This window comes from Pseudomonas sp. B21-010 (genome assembly GCF_024749325.1).
Lineage (GTDB): Bacteria > Pseudomonadota > Gammaproteobacteria > Pseudomonadales > Pseudomonadaceae > Aquipseudomonas > Aquipseudomonas kilonensis.
The window spans coordinates 4322354-4340885 of sequence record NZ_CP087198.1 but is presented as its reverse complement, the minus strand read 5'-3'; the positions used below and the strand labels follow the sequence as shown (position 1 = coordinate 4340885).

At 62.1% G+C, this 18532-nt stretch carries 18 protein-coding genes; 12 read left to right on the top strand and 6 right to left on the bottom strand.

Features of this window, described 5'->3' with window-relative positions:
* Positions 1–161 precede the first annotated feature (161 nt).
* The 5 genes from LOY50_RS19150 (at position 162) to LOY50_RS19130 (ending at position 4808) form a co-directional block, all read left to right on the top strand.
* Positions 162–596 carry a response regulator gene (locus tag LOY50_RS19150; RefSeq protein WP_258688872.1) on the top strand — a complete coding sequence of 145 codons (435 nt, stop codon included), beginning with the start codon at positions 162–164 and terminating at the stop codon, positions 594–596.
* A gap of 75 nt (positions 597–671) precedes the next feature.
* The gene (locus LOY50_RS19145; RefSeq protein WP_253478614.1) at positions 672–1325 is read left to right on the top strand and encodes a response regulator transcription factor; all 654 of its coding nucleotides are present in this window, start codon (positions 672–674) and stop codon (positions 1323–1325) included.
* Positions 1326–1547: 222 nt separating this feature from the next.
* Entirely contained in the window at positions 1548–2414 is an 867-nt protein-coding gene (locus tag LOY50_RS19140) for a pirin family protein (RefSeq protein WP_258688871.1), read from the top strand.
* Between the two features lie 196 nt (positions 2415–2610).
* Positions 2611–4053, top strand: coding sequence for a mechanosensitive ion channel family protein (locus LOY50_RS19135; protein WP_253476621.1), 1443 nt, complete (start codon positions 2611–2613; stop codon positions 4051–4053).
* A 314-nt stretch (positions 4054–4367) separates the two neighbouring features.
* Entirely contained in the window at positions 4368–4808 is a 441-nt protein-coding gene (locus tag LOY50_RS19130) for a carboxymuconolactone decarboxylase family protein (RefSeq protein ID WP_003203930.1), read from the top strand.
* Positions 4809–4865: 57 nt separating this feature from the next.
* Here LOY50_RS19130 and LOY50_RS19125 read toward each other — a convergent pair whose 3' ends face one another.
* On the bottom strand, positions 4866–6017 hold the full coding sequence (locus LOY50_RS19125; protein ID WP_258688869.1) for an MFS transporter: 1152 nt from the start codon (positions 6015–6017) through the stop codon (positions 4866–4868).
* Between the two features lie 182 nt (positions 6018–6199).
* Between LOY50_RS19125 and LOY50_RS19120 the strand changes: the two genes are divergently transcribed.
* A complete protein-coding gene (locus LOY50_RS19120) occupies positions 6200–7192 on the top strand; it encodes a diaminopimelate epimerase (protein WP_258688867.1) in 993 nt (330 codons plus the stop codon).
* A gap of 343 nt (positions 7193–7535) precedes the next feature.
* Here the strand turns inward: LOY50_RS19120 and codA are convergent, their stop codons facing one another.
* The 5 genes from codA to LOY50_RS19095 all read right to left on the bottom strand — a co-directional run bounded on the left by codA (position 7536) and on the right by LOY50_RS19095 (position 12886).
* Positions 7536–8783: a cytosine deaminase gene (codA, locus tag LOY50_RS19115; RefSeq protein ID WP_214510490.1), complete on the bottom strand. Its 1248-nt coding sequence runs from the start codon at positions 8781–8783 to the stop codon at positions 7536–7538.
* 12 nt (positions 8784–8795) lie between these two features.
* Complete coding sequence (codB, locus tag LOY50_RS19110; RefSeq protein ID WP_258688866.1) at positions 8796–10067, bottom strand: cytosine permease; 1272 nt, start codon at positions 10065–10067, stop codon at positions 8796–8798.
* A gap of 278 nt (positions 10068–10345) precedes the next feature.
* A complete protein-coding gene (locus tag LOY50_RS19105) occupies positions 10346–11161 on the bottom strand; it encodes an alpha/beta fold hydrolase (protein ID WP_258688865.1) in 816 nt (271 codons plus the stop codon).
* Positions 11162–11367: 206 nt separating this feature from the next.
* Entirely contained in the window at positions 11368–11724 is a 357-nt protein-coding gene (gene queD, locus LOY50_RS19100) for a 6-carboxytetrahydropterin synthase QueD (RefSeq protein ID WP_003203918.1), read from the bottom strand.
* A gap of 82 nt (positions 11725–11806) precedes the next feature.
* Positions 11807–12886 carry a patatin-like phospholipase family protein gene (locus LOY50_RS19095; RefSeq protein WP_258688864.1) on the bottom strand — a complete coding sequence of 360 codons (1080 nt, stop codon included), beginning with the start codon at positions 12884–12886 and terminating at the stop codon, positions 11807–11809.
* Positions 12887–13113: 227 nt separating this feature from the next.
* Here LOY50_RS19095 and LOY50_RS19090 point away from each other — a divergent pair, with 227 nt between their 5' ends.
* The 6 genes from LOY50_RS19090 (at position 13114) to LOY50_RS19065 (ending at position 18467) form a co-directional block, all read left to right on the top strand.
* Positions 13114–13422 carry a PepSY domain-containing protein gene (locus LOY50_RS19090; RefSeq protein ID WP_063320292.1) on the top strand — a complete coding sequence of 103 codons (309 nt, stop codon included), beginning with the start codon at positions 13114–13116 and terminating at the stop codon, positions 13420–13422.
* Positions 13422–13733 carry a PepSY domain-containing protein gene (locus tag LOY50_RS19085; RefSeq protein WP_134925124.1) on the top strand — a complete coding sequence of 104 codons (312 nt, stop codon included), beginning with the start codon at positions 13422–13424 and terminating at the stop codon, positions 13731–13733. Before LOY50_RS19090 ends, LOY50_RS19085 begins: the two co-directional genes overlap by 1 nt.
* Positions 13733–14401 (top strand): response regulator transcription factor, encoded by a 669-nt coding sequence (locus LOY50_RS19080; protein ID WP_063320294.1) that lies wholly within the window; start codon positions 13733–13735, stop codon positions 14399–14401. Before LOY50_RS19085 ends, LOY50_RS19080 begins: the two co-directional genes overlap by 1 nt.
* Positions 14398–15711, top strand: coding sequence for a sensor histidine kinase (locus tag LOY50_RS19075; protein ID WP_253476606.1), 1314 nt, complete (start codon positions 14398–14400; stop codon positions 15709–15711). The genes LOY50_RS19080 and LOY50_RS19075 overlap by 4 nt, the downstream gene beginning before the upstream one ends.
* 236 nt (positions 15712–15947) lie before the next feature.
* Positions 15948–17264 (top strand): Na+/H+ antiporter family protein, encoded by a 1317-nt coding sequence (locus LOY50_RS19070; RefSeq protein ID WP_253478611.1) that lies wholly within the window; start codon positions 15948–15950, stop codon positions 17262–17264.
* Between the two features lie 240 nt (positions 17265–17504).
* Positions 17505–18467 carry an IS110 family transposase gene (locus tag LOY50_RS19065; protein WP_018603751.1) on the top strand — a complete coding sequence of 321 codons (963 nt, stop codon included), beginning with the start codon at positions 17505–17507 and terminating at the stop codon, positions 18465–18467.
* Positions 18468–18532 lie beyond the last annotated feature (65 nt).

The window sequence follows — 18532 nt, the reverse complement described above, 5'->3', positions numbered from 1 at the left end:
AAAAGCGTCGAGCGTAGGGTGAATTTCCTCGTCGCAGGGGCTTGGTCCGTCATCATTTTAGGAATAATCCTACATCGTCTTTCAAACGCTTCCTCTAGCCTGACGGCCCTTAATGTTCTGAGCCGGTTTCTACCTGGCGCGTTGCTATTGGAAAGCTTGCCATGCCGAACAAAGCACTCCGTATCCTGATTGCCGACCCACACCATGCTTATCGAATCGTGCTGGAGCGCCTGTTCAACCAACAGGGCTATTTCCGGATTGTCCCCGTGAGCCATGTGCAAGAGTTGCTGACGCTGGTGGAGTACGGCAGCGAGCCGTTCGACCTGATCGTCGTCAATGCCGGGCTGGCAAGCGGGGCGTTGGACTTGCACGATTTTGTTATCTATAACCCACAGGTTCGTCACGGGATGATTTACAACGCGCAACCGGCCAGCCTGTCGCCGGTGCCGGTCGCGCGCCGATCGAGCATGCACCTGAGCCAGGCACCACTGCCTGACCTTGCCTCCCTGCGGTGCCTGATGGAGCGGGTCGACCCTCAAGCCAGTGAGTCGCTGCAACCGTGGACGCGTGCCCTCAGGCAGGGCCATGGACGCTGAGGAAGACCGCTGGTCTGCACTGTCGGATCTGACAGGTGGCAGGGCCTGGCGCTTGTGCGAGAGTCCGGCGCAGTCATGGCGCCGGTGCCGTTTGTAATGACCTGGGGAGTTGCCTTGAAAGACGTGTTGATCGTGGATGACCACCCTGTCATACGAGGGGCGCTGCGGCTTATTTGCCAGAATGAGGCGTTCACCCACATCCGGGACGCCAGCGGCGCGGCCGATGCCAGGGCCCTCATCAAGGCGTGCGTGCCAGACCTGGTGATCCTCGACCTGGTGATGAACGGTTTCGATGGCCTGGACCTGCTGGTCTGGATCATGGCCCAGTTCCCTGAGTGCAGCGTGCTGGTGTTCACTTCCCAGGATGCGCAGCACTTCTGCAACCGCTGCATCTCGGCCGGGGCCCGGGGGTTTGTGACCAAGAAAAGCGATCTCAAGGAACTGACCAAGGCCATCCAGGCCTTGAAGTCCGGTTATGCCTATTTTCCACAGATGTCCGTCAGGCTGGATTTCCAGCAGCGCAGCGAACAGCAGGCGCTGGAAAGCCTCTCTACCCGTGAGCTGTCCATCCTGCGCATGCTGGCCATGGGCATGCGCGGCAAGGACATCGCCGAAAGCCTGTTCCTGAGCCCAAAAACCGTCAGCACCTACAAGACTCGCCTGTTGGAAAAGCTTGGCCTGCAATCCTTGGTGGGGCTGTCGGAATTTGCTAAGCGCAATCACCTTTGAATGACACCAGAACCTGTGGGAGCGAGCTTGCTCGCGATAGCGGTCTGCCCGTCGATGCATCTTCGGCTGATACAGCGCTATCGCGAGCAAGCTCGCTCCCACAGGTTTTTCAGTCGTTCTCTAAATAGAACGCTAAAGCCGATTTTTGCAGTCTAGTGCTGCAAAGGTGTCGGTTCTAAGCTGTGTCCATTGAATCGCAGTACCTGATTTTGGAGACACAGCATGAAAAACATCATCGGCCTCTACACCAGCCCACGGCCTCATTGGGTTGGCGATGGCTTCCAGGTTCGCACGCTGTTTTCCTATGACAACCTGGGCAAGCACGTCAGCCCGTTCCTGCTGCTGGACCACGCCGCCCCGACTGAATTCATGCCCACCACGGAACGTCGTGGTGTCGGCCAGCACCCGCATCGCGGTTTCGAAACCGTGACCATCGTCTACCAGGGCGAACTGGAGCACCGTGACTCCACCGGCAGCGGCGGCAAGATCGGTCCCGGCGACGTGCAATGGATGACCGCCGCGTCCGGCATCATCCACGAAGAGTTCCACTCCGAAGCCTTCGCCCGGCAGGGTGGGTTCATGGAGATGGTCCAGTTGTGGGTCAACCTGCCCGCCAAGGACAAGATGGCCCCGGCCGGCTACCAGACGATCCTCAAGGGCGACATTCCGAACATCGCCCTGAAGGACAACGCCGGCAGCCTGCGCCTGATCGCCGGGCGCTTCGAAGGGCATCAAGGCCCCGCCAGGACCTTCACGCCTATCGATGTCTGGGACATTCGCTTGAATGCCGGGAAAAACCTCATTCTTGACCTGCACGAAGGTCACAACACCGCCTTGGTGGTATTGCGCGGCTCGGTCCAGGCCAATGGCCGCGAGCGCGTCGAGGCCGGGCAGATGGCCCTGTTCGACCGGGCCGGCGACCAATTGAGCCTGCAAGCCAATAACGACGCGGTGGTGCTGCTGCTCAGTGGCGAGCCGATCGACGAACCCATCGTCGGCCATGGTCCGTTCGTGATGAACAGCGAGCAGGAAATCCACCAGGCCTTCAATGATTTCCACTCGGGGCGTTTTGGCCGGATGGACGATTGAGGCGAAACAACAGCCACGCTGAACCCATTGTGGGAGCGAGCTTGCTCGCGATAGCGGTAGGACATTCAATGATGGGTTGACTGTCAGACCGCCATCGCGAGCAAGCTCGCTCCCACAATGGGGATCTGCATGGGGATCTCTACAGAGTATTCATTCTGTGCCAATCTTCGCCAATCGCCTTCCTGGAGCTGTCCCGATGCTGTCTCTGATCTCCGAGCACCCGCTGCTCTGTTCCCTGGCGCTGCTGGTGCTCGACCTGTTGATGTGGCGCCTGGTCAGTGCGGATCGGATCTATTGGAAAGTCGGCGCAAGGCTGGTGATTTTTTCGCTGTTCAGCGTGCTGCTGTTCAACGAAGGCCTCAACCCCATGGAGCCGGCGCAGTGGGTTGACGATGTGCCGCGGCACCTGGCCGCGACCGGCCTGCAGATCGCCTGGTGGCTGTTCGCCGCGCGAACCCTGACGGTGCTGATCGGTGCGGCGATGATGCAACGGGTCGGCCATACCGGGCGGTTGCTGCAGGATTTGCTCGGCGCGGTGATTTTCCTGATCGCCGTCATCGCGGCAATGGCCTACGTGCTGGATTTGCCGGTCAAAGGCGTGTTGGCGACGTCCGGCGCGATGGCGATCATCGTCGGCTTGGCCTTGCAGAGCACCCTCAGCGACGTGTTCTCCGGGATCGTGCTCAACACCACCAAGCCTTATCAGCTCGATGACTGGATTTCCATCGACGGCACCGAAGGCCGGGTCACTGACATCGACTGGCGGGCCACGCGCTTGCAGACCGCCCAGGGCAGCATGGCGGTGATCCCCAACTCGCTGGCGGCAAAGGCCAAGGTCATCAACTTCAGTCGACCCAGCGACGTCCATGGCTTGTCCATCAGTATCCAGGTCAGCCCTCATGCGCGGCCACAAACCGTGATCGACGCGCTGGAGCGGGCGATGATCGGCTGTCGTTCCCTGCTCGCCAGCCCGCCCCCCTGCGTGACGCTCAAAAGCAGCGGCAGTGGCGGCGCGGAGTACGAGATCAGCGGGTTCGTTGCCTCCATGGCCCAGAAACGCACGGTGCGCAACCAGCTGTTCGACCTGGCGTTCCGGCATTTGCAGGCGTCGGGCGTGAGCCTGTTGTCCACCAGTGAAAGCGCGGTGCCGCAGGAGGTGTCGCGACCCCGGGCCCTGCTGGAAAGCTCGAATATTTTCTCTACCTTGCGCCAGGACGAGAAAGACACCTTCAGCCAGAACATGACCCTGCAGACCTTCCGTGCGGGTGATGTGATCCTGGCGGCCGGGGAGGTCAGCGATCATCTGTTCATCATCGAGTCCGGGGTGGTCAGCGTGAGCCTCATGCGCAACGGCCAGCCACTCGAGGGCGGGCGCATGGGGCCGGGGGAGGTGATCGGCGAAGCCGGGATCGTCGCCGAACAGGCAGCGCTGGCGAACTTTAACGCCAAGACCTTCTGCACCCTGTACCGCATCGAGAACAGCTACCTAAAGCCTTGCCTCGAGGCCCGTCGCGACATCAACGACGCGATGAAAAACCTGCTGGACGTGCGCATGCACCTGGCCCAGAACCTGACCCGCGAAGCCCCCAAGCCGATCGTCAAGAAGCGTTTTTTGCAGTGGTTGCGCAGCCGGGCCTGACTGAAGTGCTCATGGCCCTGTGGCGAGGGAGCTTGCTCCCGCTGGGTCGTAGGAGCTGTCGAGTGCAACGAGGCTGCGATCTTTCCCCAGTCACTTGAGTCCCGAGCGAAAGATCAAAAGATCGCAGCCTTCGGCAGCTCCTACAGCGCAGCCGAGCGGGAGCAAGCTCCCTCGCCACAGAGAAGCCTCTCTCCCTTTGATAGGTTGTTCCCACCGCCTGCCATTGGCCACCCGAACTTCCCAACAATTGGCTATTTGTACCGCGCCACCGCACGGCTAACGTAGCGCTACACCCAATTGTCCTGGAGTTCACCATGCAACCGCGTATCGATTTCTACACCGCTTCCCCTGACGCTTTCAAAGCCATGCTGGCCCTGGAAACCGCCGTCTCGAAGCTGGGCCTGGAGAAGTCCCTGCTGGAGCTGGTCAAGCTGCGCTCCTCGCAAATCAATGGCTGCGCTTTCTGCATCGACATGCACACCGCCGATGCCCGCAAGGACGGCGAGACCGAACGTCGGCTGTACGCCGTGACCGCCTGGCGCGAAGCACCGTTCTTCACCGGCCGTGAGCGCGCGGCACTGGCCTGGACCGAAGCCCTGACCCGCCTGAGCGACACCCACGCGCCGGACGCCGACTATGCCTTGCTGAGCGAGCATTTCAGCCCCAAGGAAATGGTCGACCTGACCGTGGCGATCAACGCCATCAATGGCTGGAACCGCTTGGCAGTGGGCTTTCGCAAGATGCCTGAGGCGTAATCAGAAGAAAAAATACCTGTGGGGGCAAGCCTTGCTCCCACAGGGTCTGTAGAGAACTCAGACCTTCAACACCTTCCCACTGGCCGCCACCGCCACCAGCGATAGCGCAATCAACCCAAAGGCAATGCTCAAGCTGCTGCCATGGGCGACGAAGCCGATCAGCGCCGGGCCGGCAAGGATGCCGGCATAGCCGATGGTGGTGATGGCCGGCACAGCGATGGCCTCTGGCATCAAGGTCTGTTTGCCGACCGCGGTGTACAGCACAGGCACGATGTTCGAACACCCGGCGCCCACCAACGCATAGCCCAGTAGCGCGGCTTGCCACATCGGTGCGAGGGTCGCCAGCAGGAACCCGGTTGCCGCGATCGATCCGCCATAGATGATCACGCGTTTGGCCCCCAGGCGATGCACCACTGAATCGCCGGTCAGCCGGCCGACGGTCATGGTCAGCGCGAAAGCGGCATAACCCAGCCCGGCATAGGCGGTATCCACTGCGCGTTCGGTGGTCAGGAACACGGCGCTCCAGTCGAGCACCGCGCCTTCGGCCAGGAACACGATAAAACACAGGATGCCGATAAACAGCACCACGCCGTGGGGAATGGCGAACGCCGGTCCCGAGCTCTCACTGCCGTAGGGCAGCAGGTGCGGCGCAGCCTTGAACAACGCCACCAGCAGCACCCCATTGACCACCAGCGTCGCCCCCAGCGGCGAAAGCCCCAGGCCAAGCAGGACACTTACACCCGCCGCGCCAATGATCCCGCCGAGGCTGAACATGCCATGGAAACCCGACATCATGGTCTTGCCGCTGGCCCGCTCGACGATCACCGCTTGCAGGTTCACGGTCGAGTCCACGGTGCCGAGCCCGGCGCCAAACAGGAACAAGGCGGCCACCAGCCAGGGCAGGGAGGTCATTGTCGCCAGCAACGGCAACGCCAGGCAGATCAGAATCGTGCCGCCGCTGAGCACCCGTCGGCAGCCGAACCGCGCCGCCAGCGCACCGGAAATCGGCATCGCCAGGATCGACCCGACCCCCAGGCACAACAGCAGCAACCCGAGGGTGCCTTCATCCAGGTTCGCCCGCACCTTGGCGTACGGCACCAGCGGCGCCCAGGCGGCGATGCCGATGCCGGCGATGAGATAGGCGATGCGGGTGGACATCTGCTCCAGGCGTCCGGGGATAAAGGTGGGCGGGGGCGTAATGGCAGTCATGAAACGTCCTTGGCTGTCGTGCGGTGTGGTGCGGCGGGCAGGGGCCTATGCTTGCACATCCACTGACCGCACCGCGAGCCCAAGGTGCCGACGCGAATATCCGGGTCGCCAGCAGGCTTTGCTCCCCCAGCCTTTGCCGGCATAAAGTACTGCCCCTTGCTGGCTGATACCGGGTTTGGTCCATGACGCAGTTTTATGACGCACGCGGCAATATCTATGGAGTCGTTTCACCTCGACAGGTCCGTGACCAGGGCATTGATCTGCCACCGTCGGCTGCCGAGGCTGCACGCACACGCGAATCCTGGACAAAGGCTGCGGTGCAGGCCTTCTGCAGTTGGGCTCCGGGCGAAGCGCCGCCGGACGCCAAGGCCCATCGCAGTGACGGTCTGTTGATCGGCCCGTTCCAGAGCGAACCGCCTTTTGATCTGTTGATCGTCAACACCGACGGCACCCTGGCCGAGCGCAGCGGCAACGGCCTGACGATTTTCTCCCAGGCGTTGCAAGCGCAAGGCTTGATGCCGGGCGCGGGTGAGTGTGTGCTGCAGGTTCATCACGATAAACCCGACGGCTTGTCACCGCTGCACACCTCGGTTCGTGCCGCTGAATTCGACGGCGTCCAAGGTTTCTGGCTGGACCTGGGCAAACCGCTGTTCGGGCCCCAGGCTGTTGGCGCCCAGGAGGTCGAGAGCGTGCTGTTCAACCAGTGCGATGTCAGCCGCGTGGCGGCGCTTTACCGGTTGAACCCGGCGTGGGGCCACAGCCAGTTCGTGAGCCTCGGCAATCCTCATTGCGTGACGCTGGTGGCGGGTGTCGAGGCGTTGCCGGGCAATTCGCAGATGCGTGTTGCGGCGCTCTCGCAAAGCCTGACCCAAATTGCTTATGCGGCGCCCGGTGGGGCCGGTGTTCCGTGCCCGAGGGGGGTGAATCTGCAATGGGCCTGGCGCGAAGCCGAAGGGCGAATCGCGGCCCGGGTGTTTGAGCGAGGCGAGGGGCCCACGGCTTCCTCGGGCACCAGCGCCAGTGCCGTGGCCAGTGCCGCATGGCGGGTGGGTTGGGTGCAGGCGGGGGCGGTGAGTGTGGTGATGCCGGGGGGGACTGCGCCGATTTTGCTGGAAGAAGAGGCGGGTGAGTTGGTGCGGGTCAGGTTGTTTGGGACGGCGCGGTCTGTGCCGTAGAGCTTTCTGGAAGTTTTGCGGTGTGGCTGATGCCGCTATCGCGAGCGAGCTCGCTCCCACAGGGGGGCTTCAGTGGATAGAAATGGTGTATCCGACACAGATCCATTGTGGGAGCGAGCTTGCTCGCGATAGCGGCGGGTCAGTCACATCCATATCAACGGGTAGACCGCCATCGCGAGCGAGCTCGCTCCCACAGGGGGGCTTCAGTGGATAGAAATGGTGTATCCGACACAGATCCATTGTGGGAGCGAGCTTGCTCGCGATAGCGGCGGGTCAGTCACATCCATATCAACGGGTAGACCGCCATCGCGAGCGAGCTCGCTCCCACAAGGGGTTGTGGGAATCAGCCTGGCTGCTGCGCAAACTCCACCACCGGCATCTGGCGCTTCATCAGCACTTCACCGTTGCGAATCGAATAGAGCGGCAAGCCCTGGCTGCGGATCACTTCGTAGTCACTGTCCGCCGACAGGATCAGCAGGTTCGCCGGGCGACCGGGTTCCAGGCCGTAGCGCTCGCCCAGGGCCATGGCCTTGGCGCTGTTGTCGGTGACCAGGTCCAGGGCGCTTTGCAGGTTGCGGTAGCCGAGCATGTGGCAGATGTGCAGGCCGGCTTCGAGGACCCGCAAGATGTTGCCGTTGCCCAGCGGGTACCACGGGTCGACGATGGAGTCCTGGCCGAAGCACACATTCATCCCGGCCTCGAGCAGTTCATTGACCCGGGTGACACCGCGGCGTTTGGGGAAGTTATCGAAGCGCCCTTGCAGGTGAATGCTTTCGGTTGGGCAGGAGACAAAGCTGATGCCTGAGTGCCCGAGCAGGCGGAACAACTTGGCGCAGTAGGCGTTGTCGTAGGAGCCCATGGCCGTGGTGTGGCTGGCCGTGACGCGCGCGCCCATGTCGCGGCTGCGGGCTTCTTCGGCGAGCACTTCTAGGAAGCGCGAGTGCGGGTCATCGGTTTCGTCGCAATGCACATCCACCAGGCAGCCGGTGCGCTCGGCCAGGTCCATGAGGAATTTCACCGAGCTGACGCCCTGGTCGCGGGTGTACTCGAAGTGAGGAATGCCGCCCACCACGTCGGCGCCCATGCGGATCGCTTCTTCCATCAACTCGCGGCCGTTGCGATAGGACTCGATGCCTTCCTGGGGAAACGCGACGATTTGCATGTCGATCAGGTGACGGCTTTCCTCGCGCACCTCCAGCAGCGCCTTGAGCGCCGTGAGCTGGGGGTCGGTCACGTCGACGTGGGTGCGCACATGCTGGATGCCATGGGCGGCGAGGGCCTGGATGGTTTTCTTGGCGCGGGTCTTGGTGTCTTCTTCGGTGATGGTGGCCTTGCGTTCGCCCCAGCACTCGATGCCTTCGAACAGCGTGCCGCTCATGTTCCAGCGCGGTTCGCCGGCAGTGAGGGTCGCGTCCAGGTGAATGTGTGGTTCGACGAAGGGCGGGACCACCAGGTTACCGCCGGCATCGAGGTCTTCCGGGCCGAGGCTGGGGGCCTCGGTCTGGCGGGCGATGTTGGCGATCAGGCCGTTTTCCAGGTGCAGTTCATGCAAGCCTTCACGGTTACGCAGACGGGCGTTGATGATGTGCATCAAGCGAATCCTTTAGAGGTCTTGTAGGGGCGCATCAGCGGTGCGAGTACCCATTACGCTGATCAATAGCACATACGTTAGCGCGCCGGCAGCGATTCCTACCAGTGGCGCGACCCATGGCGAATTGAACGCCGCGACGGTGCCAACCCCATAGGCCAACAGCCCGGGCCAGTTGAACGCCGGCAGTTGCGCCTCGGCCAGGCGCGGGTAACGACCACGCCAGCGGAAGAAGAAATCGGCCATGATTACCCCGCCGATGGGCGGGATCACCGTGCCCAGCAGGATCAGGTACGGCACCAGCAAATCGTACATGCCCAGCAGCGCCAGCAGCGTGCCGATCACCGCGCCGCCCAGGGTCACGGTTTTGCGCCGACGGGTGCGCAGCAGGTTGCATCCTGCCACGGCGAAATTGTAGATGGTGTTGTCCTGGGTGCTCCAGATGTTGAGCAGCAACATGGCCATCGCCGCCATGGCGAAGCCCTGCAGCAGCAACACTTCGACCACGTCCGGTTGTTGATAGACGATGGCCCCGTAGGCGCCGATCAGCACCATCAGGCCGTTACCCAGGAAGAAGCCGATCAGGCTCGCCAGCACCGCGACCTTCGCCGAGCGGGAAAACCGCGTCCAGTTGGTCGCCTGGGTCGCGCCGCTGACGAAGGTGCCGAACACCAACGTGATGGCGGTGGACCAGTCGAGGCTGCCCGTAGGCACCACCGCCAACAAGCCCTCGAAGCCACCGACCTTCACCGTCGCGACCCACATCGACAACATCAGCAGCAACATCATGGCCGGTACGGCGAGGTACGAGAGGATTTCCAGCCCGCGATAACCGACATAGGCCGTGGCACAGAACCCCAGGCCGAACAGCACCATCAACCCCAGCACGGTGCCTTCACTCAATTCGAAATACTTGCCCAGCACCACCGCGGCGGTCGCCGTGCCCCAGGCGTACCAGCCGATCTGGGTGAACCCCAGGATCAAGTCGCTGAGCTTGCTGCCCACCTCGCCGAAACAGAAGCGGCCCATCAGCACCGAATTGAGCCCGCTCTTGAAGGCGATGTAGCCCAGGCCGGCGGCGTAGAGACCCAGCAGCAGATTGCCGATGACGATGACCGTGAGCATTTCGGCAAAACCGAACGCTACCCCCAGCTTGCCGCCGGCAAACATGGTGGCGGTGAAAAAGGTGAAACCCAGCAGCACCATGGCCGTGGAGGCCAGGCCCTTGCGGGCGTGCATCGGGACTTCGCTCAAGGGGTAGTCATTGCCCGGATCGTTCTGAGTCATGTGGCGGTCCTTGCGGATGAGGGGTATATCGCAAGCGTGCAGCGGCCGTGCCAAGCGAGTGATCGCGAGGTTATTTATAGACAATCCTGAGGATTGGGTGGGCGAAGGGATCGAAAGCGGTGCGGCGGTGATTCAAGTTGGAACACAGTTCTCACTGCCTATCCGGTTTCCCTGTGGGAGCGAGCTTGCTCGCGATAGCGGTAGATCAGTTGACGGCGATGTGGCTGAACAGACGCTATCGCGAGCAAGCTCGCTCCCACAATGGAATGCAGGGTTCTTCATGCCAGGAACCGCAACACCGCCGCCACGACGGCCTCCGGCGCGTCTTCCTGGACCAGGTGCCCGGCGTTCGGAACAGGGTGGAACTGTGCACCTGGAATCAGCTGGTGCAGGGCCCGCCCGCGCTCGATGGGGATCCACTGGTCATCCTCGCCCCACAGTATCTGCGTCGGGCAGCGCACGGTCGGGTACAAGCCCTCGGCTTCGCGGGTATAACGCTCGTCCATCTGCGCAATCTGCCGGTAGAACGCCGCCTGGCCCGGTTCGCCAAGCCACGGCTGCACGTAGGGCGCCAGTTCGGCGTCCGGGATGTCCCGTTTGAGCGCACCGCGGATATAGGTTGGCACGATGGCTCGCTGAATGTAGTCGGGCAGGCCGCTGAAGGCGGCTTCATGCTGGCGTACATGCTGGACAAAGGGTGAACCCCAGGGCGACAGCGCCACCGGGTCGATCAGGGTCAGGCTGCGGTAGTCCTTGCCATTGAGCAGGTGCGTGCGCAGGGCCGTGGCGCCGCCAAAGTCATGGGCCACCACGTCCGGGCAGTCCAGGCGCCAGTGCTCCAGCAGTTGCGCGAGTAGCTGGTTTTGCACGCCCAGGGACACATCGGCATCCGGTTGCGCGGACTGGCCATACCCCAGCAGGTCGAAGTAATGCACCGTGTGGGTGGTGAAGAACAGCGGGGCGATGCGGTGCCACACGTAGGAAGAGAAGGGTGTGCCGTGGACAAACACCAGCGGCGGGCCGTCGCCGTGGATGGCGTAGCGGATGGGGTGTCCGTTGAAGTCGTATGTGTGATCCAGCGGCCAGTGGGTCATGCTCGATACTCCCCTGAAAATGGCTCAGGGGGTAGAGCATAGGTCAATGCTGACGGGACAGGGAAACCCCAATGGTGGCGCCAGATTTTGTGGGAGCAAGGCTTGCCCGCGATACAGGCGCCTCGGTTCCGAAGAGACCGTGCAATCTTTATCGCGAGCAAGCTTTGCTCCCACAGGTGGGACCCTACAGGCGGATCCCACAGGTTTTATTCGCCGTGGTAGATGCAACCGCTCGTGCAGGTCTCATGGATGCGGATGGCGCTGAGTTCCGGCAGCAATGGCTTCAATTCATTCCAGATCCACTTGGCCAACACTTCGCTGGTGGGGTTTTCCAGGCCAGGAATGTCGTTGAGGTAGTTGTGGTCCAGGCGCTCGTAGAGCGGCTTGAAGATCGCCTTGATTTCCGAGAAGTCGCGAATCCAGCCCGTGTGCGGGTCGATGTCGCCGCTCAGGTGAATCGCCACCTTGAACGAGTGGCCGTGAAGACGGCCGCACTTGTGGCCGTCCGGCACGTGGGGCAGGCGGTGGGCGGATTCGAAGGTAAACTCTTTGAAAATTTCCACAGGTTCGGGCTCTTTAGATATCGGTCGCGAGGCAGGCGGCGGAGTTTATCAGTTTGATAACGGCGTTGCGCGACCGTGCTGACTAAAGGGTCAGCAAACGCCCGCCCAACCCGCCGTTGGCCGTCAGCTCCAGGAACTCATCACCGAGCCGACGGCTCTCGTCCATCGCCGTGCGCCAGTACTGGCGGCGGCTCGGGTCATCGCCCATGAAACGCTTGAAGTCGTTGCGGTCCGGCAGTTTGCCGTAGGGCAGGCGCGCCAGGTATTCACGCGACGGTGCCAGCAACAGCACGTCTTGCAGGCGGTCGACGTTGCCCCGGCGCCACGGCAGGCCCTTGTCGAACCAGCCGGGAATGACCCGGTCGGTGAAGTGTGGATAGAGCACGATGTCTTCGCCGCTGTACGGCAGGTCGAGGTGGTAGTCCAGCAGACCGCCGTCGCGGTAGGTGCCAGCCCCGGCACCCGGCAGGTCGCGCACGCCTTCCATGACCATCGGGATCGAGCCCGAGGCCAGCAGGGCCTGGCGCAGGTTGCCGGCCGCCAGCGGAACGAAGCGTGACGGAAAGTCATTCAACGGATGCAGGGGCGGGGCCAGGCGCGGGTCATGAATGATCAGCCGTTCGAAATGCCGCGACAGCCGTGCCCGGCCTCGCAGGTTGTCGGCGATCACCGACGACAAGCCCAGGCCCAGTCGGCCGCGATGATCCTGGGCCAGCAGGCCGTGGCTCTTGACCACCATGATGTTGAGCCGGTATCGCGGGTTATCGAGGATCGAAGCGTCGCGGCCGTCGAGCAAATCATCGAGCATGCGTTGCGAGCTCTGGCTGACCCCGGCCATGGTCACGCCTTTGGCAAAGCTTTGTTCGTTGTACAGCGTGCCCAGGCGCCGGATTCCCTCGGCGGCATCCGGCAGGCAGGCGCTGGCGAAGCGCCAGGCACCCACCGAGGCCCCGATCAGCGAGCGCTCCCGGGGCTCGGTGGGCAGCCATTCGCCGAACAGCGCCAGGTCCAGCCCCTGGATGCCCAGGGCCTTGGGACCACCGGCAGCGCCCGGCAGGATACCGACGTCGGCGGCGTTCAAGCCGGCCTGGCGAATCCGCCCGAACGCACGGGGGCCGGCCTTGAGGGTGAGGGCGGGAAACTTGATGTGGATGGCGGTCATACCGGTCTCGAATACGGGTAAGCGGCTGATTATAACGACACAAAACCCTGTGGGAGCGAGCTCGCTCGCGATAGCGTCAGTTCTGTCACATCGATATCAACGGATAGACCGCCATCGCGAGCAAGCTCGCTCCCACATTGATGTGGGTTCCATGATGGCCATTCAGTTTCAGTTAAGTTCACCCCGATACAGTCCCCCCGGTAAAGATTATAAGAAGGAGATAACCCATGAACCGCCTGACTGCCTTTTTCATCGCGACCCTCATGGCACTGGGAACCAGCCTGGTTCACGCACGAGACCTGGACACGGACGAAGCCCGCAAACTGCAAGACGCTGGTACCATCCTGTCCTTTGAAAAACTCAACGCCGCTGCCCTGGCCGAACACCCTGGCGCCACCTTGACCGATACCGAGCTGGACGAAGAGTACGGCAAGTACATTTACCAGGTGGATCTGCGCGATACGAAGGGCATTGAGTGGGATCTGGAATTGGACGCCACCAACGGCAAGGTGCTCAAGAATCATCAGGATACGTAATGAAGCTTAATCTGCGCGCCCATAGTCGATGGGCGCTGGCGCTGCTGGCGTTTTGTTCGCTGGCCGTGGCCCGGGACCTGGATCAGGACGAGGCCCTGCAACTGCGCCAGCAGGGTGTGATCTTGCCGCTGGAGCACCTGCTGCAACAGGCGCTGGACTTGCATCCCGGCGCCAAACTGCTGGAAGCCGAGCTGGAGGAAAAGCACGGCGTCTATATTTATGAGGTCGAATTGCTGGACACCGACGGCGTCGTGCGCGAATTGGACCTGGAGGCCGCGACCGGCCGCCTACTCAAAGATAAGGAAGACTGATGCGCCTGCTTCTGGTGGAAGATCATGTGCCCCTGGCCGACGAACTGATGGCCGGGCTTGCACGCCAGGGCTACGCTGTCGACTGGCTCGCCGATGGTCGCGACGCGGTGTACCAGGGCAGCAGCGAACCCTACGACCTGATCATCCTCGATCTCGGCCTGCCGGGTGTGCCGGGGCTCGAGGTGCTCGCCCAATGGCGTGCCGGTGGCCTGAGCACGCCGGTGTTGATCCTTACCGCACGCGGGTCCTGGGCCGAGCGCATCGAAGGCCTCAAGGCCGGGGCCGACGATTACCTGACCAAACCTTTTCATCCTGAGGAGCTGCAGTTGCGGATCCAGGCGTTGCTGCGCCGCTCCCACGGCCAGGTCAACCAGCCGACGCTGAAATCGGCCGGATTGCACCTGGATGAGAGTCGCCAGTGCGTGGTCCGCGACGGCACCGACATCCAGCTCACGGCGGCCGAGTTCCGCCTGTTGCGCTATTTCATGCTGCATCCCGAGCAGATCCTTTCCAAAAGCCATCTCGCCGAACACCTGTATGACGGTGAGACCGAGCGCGACTCCAACGTGCTCGAAGTCCACGTCAATCACCTGCGGCGCAAACTGGGACGCAGTGTGATCGAAACCCGTCGCGGCCAGGGTTACCTGTTCGGCGGGCAGGCGCAGTGAGATCCATCCAGCGGTGCCTGAGCCTGGGGTTGATCGGTGTGATGGTGGTGGTCGGCCTGGTCCTGGCACAGACCAGCCTGTGGCTGTTCGAGCTGGGCTTGCAGCGTTACCTGGAAGCCGGGCTGCGCAACGACAGCGAAAACCTGCTGGTGGCCCTGGTGCGCGGCCCGCAGGGGCTGCAACTGGATGAACGACGTTTGTCGCCGGCCTATCAGCGGCCGTTTTCCGGGCATTATTTCCGCATCGACTTTGCCGATGTGCACTGGCGCTCCCGCTCCCTGTGGGACCAGGAATTGCCCCGGCTCGACCACCCGGGCCTGCACAGCAACCTGCAACTGGGGCCTGAGGGTCAGAAGCTGCTGGTGCTGCGTACCGACTATCGACGGCTGGGCCAGGCGATCTCCATCAGCGTGGCCCAGGATTACACGCCGGTGCGTGACAGCTTCCGCCGAATGCAGCAGATCGGCCTCGGGCTGGGGTTGGCGGGGCTGCTGTTGATTCTGTTGCTGCACCGCATCACCGTGCGCCGCGCCTTGCGTCCGCTGGACCGGGCGCGGGAGCAGATTGCCCAGTTACAGCGCGGGCAGCGTTCGCAACTCGACGAACAGGTGCCGCGGGAACTGGAGCCGCTGGTGGCGCAAATCAACCATCTGCTGGCCCACACCGAGGACAGCCTCAAGCGTTCGCGCAACGCCCTGGGCAACCTCGGCCATGCCTTGAAGACCCCGCTGGCGGTGCTGCAAAGCCTGGCGTCGAACGAGAAGCTCGACCCGTATCCCGAGCTGCGCAAACTGTTGCTCGAGCAACTGGAGCAGGTCCGCCAGCGCCTGAACCGCGAACTCAACCGCGCCCGCTTGTCCGGCGATGCCTTGCCCGGCGCGCACCTGGACTGCGACGCCGAGCTGCCGGGGTTGCTGGCCACACTGAACATGATCCACGGCGAACACCTGCACCTGAGCTACGTCGCCCCGTCTGGCCTGCACCTGCCGTGGGATCGTGAAGACCTGCTGGAACTGCTGGGCAACCTGCTGGACAACGCCTGCAAATGGGCCGACGCCGAAGTGCGACTGACCATGATCGAGACAGCCGACGGGTTCAGCCTGGCCGTGGAAGACGACGGCCCCGGCATTCCCAGGGATCGCCGCGACCAGGTGTTCAGCCGCGGCACGCGACTGGATGAACAGACCGATGGACACGGCCTGGGCCTGGGCATCGTGCGGGACATCGTCGACACCTGGGGCGGCCTGCTGGCGTTGGACGACAGCGAGTGGGGTGGGTTGAAGGTGGTGATCGAATTGCCCAAGCGCTGAAGTCCACCCCCCTGTGGGAGCGAGCTTGCTCGCGATGGCGGTGTGTCAGGCAATGATGCATGGACTGTCAGACCGCTATCGCGAGCAAGCTCGCTCCCACAGGGGGCAGTGGTGGCTGCAAATATTGCGAGACTTGAAAACCCGCCCCACGGCCCTTGCAGCTTGCCGCCGCTTGCTGCAAAGTCGCGACCTTTTTGTCCGGTGGCTTTCCATCGCTGTGCTTTGAGGTAATGATGATAAATGCAGTAATTGCCGCGGTTGGCGTCATGCTGGTGCTCAGCCTGTCCCGCGTGCATGTGGTGATCGCGCTGATTATCGGCGCGTTGGTGGGTGGCCTCACGGGCGGCCTGGGGATCGAGGCGACGCTCAAGGCGTTCAATGCCGGCCTGGGTGGCGGTGCGACAGTGGCGTTGTCCTACGCCTTGCTCGGTGCCTTCGCCGTGGCGATTGCCAAGTCCGGCATGGCCCACGCCCTGGCGGACAAAGCCCTGGCCCTGGTGGATCGCCAGGACGCTGCCGGCGGCACGGGCGTCAAATGGGTGCTGATCGGTCTGCTGGGAACGGTCGCGGTCGCCTCCCAGAACATTTTGCCGATCCACATCGCTTTCATCCCGCTGCTGGTGCCGCCGCTGCTCTACGTACTGACCAAGCTGCAGTTGGACCGCCGGTTGATCGCCTGCGTCATGACCTTCGGCCTGATCACGCCCTACATGTTCCTGCCAGTGGGTTTCGGCAATATCTTCCTCAACGAAATCCTCCTGGCCAACATCGCCCGCAGCGGTGTGGACGTCAGCGGCATCAACGTCACCCATGCCATGGGCATTCCGGCGCTGGGCATGGTGTTTGGCTTGCTGTTGTCGTTGTTCTCCTACCGCAAGAAGCGCGTCTACGACCTGAAGAAAATTGCCCGGGTCGAGCAGGTGAAGGTGAACTACAACCCGCTGAGCCTGATGGTGGCCGGGTTTGCGGTGGCGGCGGCGTTCGCGGTGCAACTGCTGGTGGACTCGATGATCATCGGCGCCCTGGTCGGGTTCCTGATTTTCTCGCTGTCGGGGGTGGTGCGCTGGCGCGAGACTGACGACCTGTTCACCGAAGGCATGAAGATGATGGCGATGATCGGCTTCATCATGATCGCGGCCTCAGGCTTCGCCGAAGTGATGAAGGCCACCGGCGAAGTCCAGAGCCTGGTGGAGTCTTCGGCGGCCTGGATCGGCCACAACAAGGGCGTCGGCGCGCTGATGATGTTGCTGGTGGGGCTGCTGGTGACCATGGGCATCGGCTCGTCGTTTTCCACGGTGCCGATCCTGGCGACGATTTTCGTACCACTGTGCCTGCAACTGGGCTTCAGCCCGCTGGCGATCGTCTGCATCGTCGGCACCGCCGGCGCCCTGGGCGATGCCGGCTCGCCCGCCTCGGACTCGACCCTGGGCCCGACCTCCGGCCTGAACATCGACGGCCAGCACCATCACATCTGGGACACCGTGGTCCCGACCTTCATCCACTACAACCTGCCGCTGCTGGTGTTTGGTTGGGTGGCGGCGATGGTGTTGTAACCTCAATACCGAGTTGCCTCAATCGCGAGCAAGCTCGCTTGTATGTTTAGACTTGAAGGGGTGGGCGGGACTAAAAGCTCGATTCCGACTCTAGCCAGTACGGACCGTGGGAGACTTCTCGTCCCGCCCTTTCTACCCAAAGCGCCAATAAGGAATTCATCGGTAAAACCGACGATAGAGACAAGCCAGCGCAAAGGTAGACCCCAACAAGCACCTAAACCCTAGCTCCGAGGATTCGTCATGACAATCCTTACCTCGCAGACGGTTGTTGGTATCGATATAGCCAAGGCCGAAATTGTTGTTTATCGCTCTGATCTGCAAACCATCGACACTATCAAGAATGATCGAACAGCCCTCAAACGCTGGCTAAAAACGTTGCCCGCCCAAAGCGCTCTTGCCGTTGAAGCCACCAATATCTATCACCTGGATACCGTCGAGCTGGCTCACGCGATGGGTCATCAGGTCTATGTCGTGGATGCTTACCGGGTGAGCAACTATCGTCGCGGCATCGGCCAAAGAGCTAAGAACGATCCTTGTGATGCCCGTCTGCTGGCGCGGTATTTGACCAATGAACAGCACGAGCTGCGGCTCTGGAACCCGCCACCGAAGGCCTACACGACATTAAAAAGCCTGCTTCATCGGCGCGCGACGCTGGTCAAGAATCACGCGGGTCTTATGTTGAGCTGGGCCGACGAACCCTTGTTAAAAAAAGCGCTGATTGCTCAGCAAAAAGCGTTTAAAGAGGCGATTCAGGCCATCCAGAAGTTGCTACAAAAAGTCAGCAAAGAGTCGGGAATTGAGGCGAATATCGACCGCTGCAAAGCCATCGAAGGCGTTGGTGAACTGGTCGCAACTGGGTTGGCGACGAGTTTTATGCGAGGTGATTTTGCGGACAGCGATGCATTTATCGCGTTTTTAGGGATGGACCTGCGGGTCGATGATTCTGGAAAAAAGAACGGTCCCCGGTACCTGAGTAAAAAGGGGGATCCAGAAATACGCCGCTTAGCTCATATCGCTGCAATGACGGCATGTCGCTCGCCTAGATGGAAACCGTTTTATGAGTCGTACCTGGTCAGAGGTTTCTCAAAAACCCAGGCATTGGTGGTGCTTGCTCGCAAGCTCTGCCGGGTGGCATTTGCCTTGATGAAAAATCAGAGCGAATACCAGCCGAAGCCTATGTTGCAGGGTTGCCCTGCAACATAGAATCTCCCACAGTGGAATGCGTTCCCCTGTGGGAGCGAGCTTGCTCGCGATGAGGTCCTGAATCC